At 70.3% G+C, this 3428-nt stretch carries 3 protein-coding genes; all 3 read left to right on the plus strand.

Annotation, left to right across the window (positions count from 1 at the left end; genetic code table 11):
- The first annotated feature begins 664 nt into the window (after positions 1-664).
- The 3 genes from ACFRAV_RS25710 to ACFRAV_RS25720 all read left to right on the plus strand — a co-directional run bounded on the left by ACFRAV_RS25710 (position 665) and on the right by ACFRAV_RS25720 (position 3300).
- Entirely contained in the window at positions 665-1294 is a 630-nt protein-coding gene (locus ACFRAV_RS25710; RefSeq protein WP_351111837.1) for a DUF6230 family protein, read from the plus strand.
- 103 nt (positions 1295-1397) lie between these two features.
- Complete coding sequence (locus ACFRAV_RS25715) at positions 1398-2021, plus strand: DUF6114 domain-containing protein (RefSeq protein WP_351111835.1); 624 nt, start codon at positions 1398-1400, stop codon at positions 2019-2021.
- Entirely contained in the window at positions 2011-3300 is a 1290-nt protein-coding gene (locus ACFRAV_RS25720) for a hypothetical protein (protein ID WP_382558621.1), read from the plus strand. The genes ACFRAV_RS25715 and ACFRAV_RS25720 overlap by 11 nt, the downstream gene beginning before the upstream one ends.
- The last annotated feature ends 128 nt before the right edge of the window (positions 3301-3428 follow it).

Here is a 3428-nt window from a genome sequence, read left to right on the forward strand (position 1 = left end):
ACGGAAGTCGTCGACTTCCGTCCCGCCCCGGCCGTTTCGGCCTCAAAGGTGCGGGGAAAACATGTGGCCGGCGTGAAGAGAGCCGCCCGAGGGACGCGTTGCGGCCACGCTTTGCCAAATCTTGGGAAAACACCCAGCTGTTACTGGCAGTAAATCTTGCCGACCATCCTGCCCGGCTCCGCCGCGCTTTGCCCGGCTTTGTCACGGGATGGACCGCCACCCTCCGTCGTGGACCGGGGCGAGACGGGTGATCCACGGCCATCTCACCGTTACCAGCGGGTAACGAGACCCCTTGCGGGGGCGCGCAGAATGCACAACGATCGGCGACGCTCGGTCCTCTTCCGTGTCCCCGACAACCAATCGGGAGCACGGAACACAGGGTCCCCACCGGGCAGGCGTGGCGTCACCGAGACGCCGCGTCCAGGACAGGGGGGTCTCCGCCCGCGGCGGAGCCTGTCCGAAAAGGTCGCACCAGACCACCTGTCCGGTGCGACCAGTGGTTGTCGCTCGGGGGTGATCGCCGGTGATTCGGGCGCATACCGCGCTGTACGAGAAACAGGCGCTCTCCTTCCCGAGGACGTAGCACTTCTCCCATCCCTGCCCGGCCCGGGCCGCCTTCGGCGGCAGCCGGGACCAGGAGATGTACGTCCGAGAAGGAGGACATATGCAGTCCCAGCTGCGCGGCGGTACCAGATGGAAGCGGTTCGCCGTCGTCATGGTGCCCAGCATCGCCGCCACGGCCGCGATAGGCGTCGGCCTGGCCCAGGGCGCGCTCGCCGCGTCGTTCAGCGTCTCCGGCCAGTCGTTCAAGGTGACGACCGACCGGCTCGAAGGCAAGGGCTTCAACCAGTACGGCTCCCTGGCCCAGGGTGTCGACCTCGAAGGCAACAAGGCGCTCCACCCGGTCGCCGTCTCCGCCTTCAAGAGCGCCGACATCACCAACATGTGCCAGTCCGTCGTGACGCCGCACGTGCCGGTCTTCGGCAACGTCAGCCTCCGGCTGACCGCGGGTACCGGTGAGAAGCCGGTCCACGCCGAGAACCTGTACCTCGACGTCGAGAGCCTCGAGACCACCTCGGCCGAGTTCCGCAACATCGACATCGGTGTGGCGGCCGGTCAGGCCACCAAGGGTCCCGAGCTCGCCGCGGGCACCAACGCCAACGGTTTCGCCCAGCACGCCAGCGAGGCCACCCTCACCGGTGTGAAGCAGACCGCGTGGGCGACCACCGCCGGCACCTTCAACCTCAGCAACCTGAAGCTGTCGCTGAAGCCGGGTGTCCACGAGTGCTACTGAGCACTCGCTGACGGGCGAGGGAGCCTCACGGCTCCCCCGCTCGTCCCAGCACCACGCACCATCACACTCATCACGGCAACGCCGTTCCAGGGAGCTGTTTTCCATGAGCGCCGAGACTCCTGCCGCGCCGGGCCGCGAACGCCTTCGGGTCATCCGGCGGAACTTCCGCACGTGGCGGGGCACGCGGCCGTTCTGGGCCGGCCTGTTCGTCATGATCGCCGGTCTGCCCATCGGGTACTTCCCCTACGCCGACCTGCACATCGGCAACCTCACCATGACCATGGCCACCACCGCCGGGGCCGGCTCGCTGATCATCGGCGTGCTGCTCGGGGTGCTGGGTCTGTGTCTGTGGTTCCAGCGGCACATCCAGATCTTCTGCGGTGTCGCGGCGATCCTGCTGGGCCTGGTCTCCATCCCGGTGTCCAACCTCGGCGGCTTCTTCATCGGCTTCCTGTTCTCGCTGATCGGCGGCGCCATGGCGATCGCCTGGGCGCCGGGCCGTCCGGAGGAGACCGAGCGGACGGCCGACGCCGAACCGCTCGCCGGTGAGCCGGAGCACGCCGCCGCGGCCGTGTCGTTCGCGAAGGACGACGCCGCGCAGGACGAGCACGGCTTCGGCACCGTCAACGCACGGCTCCCCGAGGCGCGCCGTCCCGCCGACGAGTGGGACGAACTGTCAAGCACCAACCCGGCCAACGAGGTGAACGGGAGGCACAGTGCCGGCTGACGAGGAGGTCCACGGCCCGGCCGTGGACGAGTCGGACGCGAGAACGGGGCCCCGCCACGCGGCGCCCAGGAAGCCGCTGCGCGCCCGGGTCCGCATCCCCGGCGGCAAGGTGATGGCCATCGCCGCCATGCCGACCGCGGTCCTCATGGGCATGGGCTTCACGCCGACGCTCGCCCAGGCCGACGACCGGCCCGACCTTCCCAAGGGCTCCCTGACCGCGGAGGAGTTCCAGGCCTGCGTCGAGGTGCTGGAGGAGGCCGAGAAGGGCGACGCCCCCGAGGACGACAAGACCCCGGAGACCGGCGAGGAGAAGCCCGCGCCCGGCGACCAGGACGAGGACACGGGCGGCGACAAGCCCCCGGCCTCCGAGGAGCCGGAGCCGGAAGAGCCCGGGCCGACCGAGCCCGCCCCCGAGGAGCCCGCGCCGGCCGACCCCGCACCCGAGGAGCCGGCCCCCGCCGAGCAGGAGGCCGACAAGCCGAACGTCCTCGAGGACATCGGCAACGCCCTCGGCGACCTGCTCGACGGCCCCGACGCCCAGCAGGACGACGCCGCCGAGGCCGAGGAGCCGGCCACCGAGCCCGCCGAGACCGAAGAGGAGACGGCTCCCGCCGACTCCGCGGAGGACGGCGCCGAGGCGGACTCCGACGCGGGGAAGGAAGCGGACTCCGAGAAGGCCGCCGACGCTCCCAAGGAGGCCGTCGAGGAGACCGCCAAGGCCCTGGAGAAGGCCGCGGAGGACGAGAAGGCCGCCGAGGAGGGCGAGGCCGTCGAGGAGACGGCCGAGGAGCCCGCGATCGACCCCGAGGACTGCCCCGTCGCCACCGACGAGGAGGGCGGCCTCGAGAACATCGTGGCGCTGCCCGACCAGCCGTGGGAGCTGCAGGCCAGCTCGCTGCTGCTCAAGGGCGCCAAGTACGAGGGCGTCGTCAAGGTGAAGACGGCCAACGGCACCGTCAAGAAGGTGCTGAAGTACGTCGTCAAGGACGGCACGGACATCGGCGACCTGCACCAGGTCGTGCACGACACGCAGAACAAGAAGACGCACCACGCGGTGGCGGGCAAGGGCACCACGTCCACCATTCGCGGCGGCGACACGGTGATGTACACCGAGTCCATCTCCGGCAACCTGCTGGGGCTGCTCCCGGTGACGTTCTCCCCGGAGAATCCGCCGCCGCTGGACATCCCGATCATCTACTTCACCAAGGTGAAGGTGGTCCAGGCCGGCCAGTTCGGCGGCAACCTGACCATTCCGGGTCTGCGCCAGTACGCCGACTAGGCGACCGCGCCCCGCCAGCACGGTGAGAAGTGGGGCCCCCCCCCCCCCGGGCGCGGGGGGGCGGGGGGGGGGGGGCGAAGAGGTACACCCCGAGAGCTAAAAATAGGGGTGCAGGGCGGGGGGCGGGC

Source organism: Streptomyces sp. NPDC056600 (assembly GCF_042792855.1).
Lineage (GTDB): Bacteria > Actinomycetota > Actinomycetes > Streptomycetales > Streptomycetaceae > Streptomyces.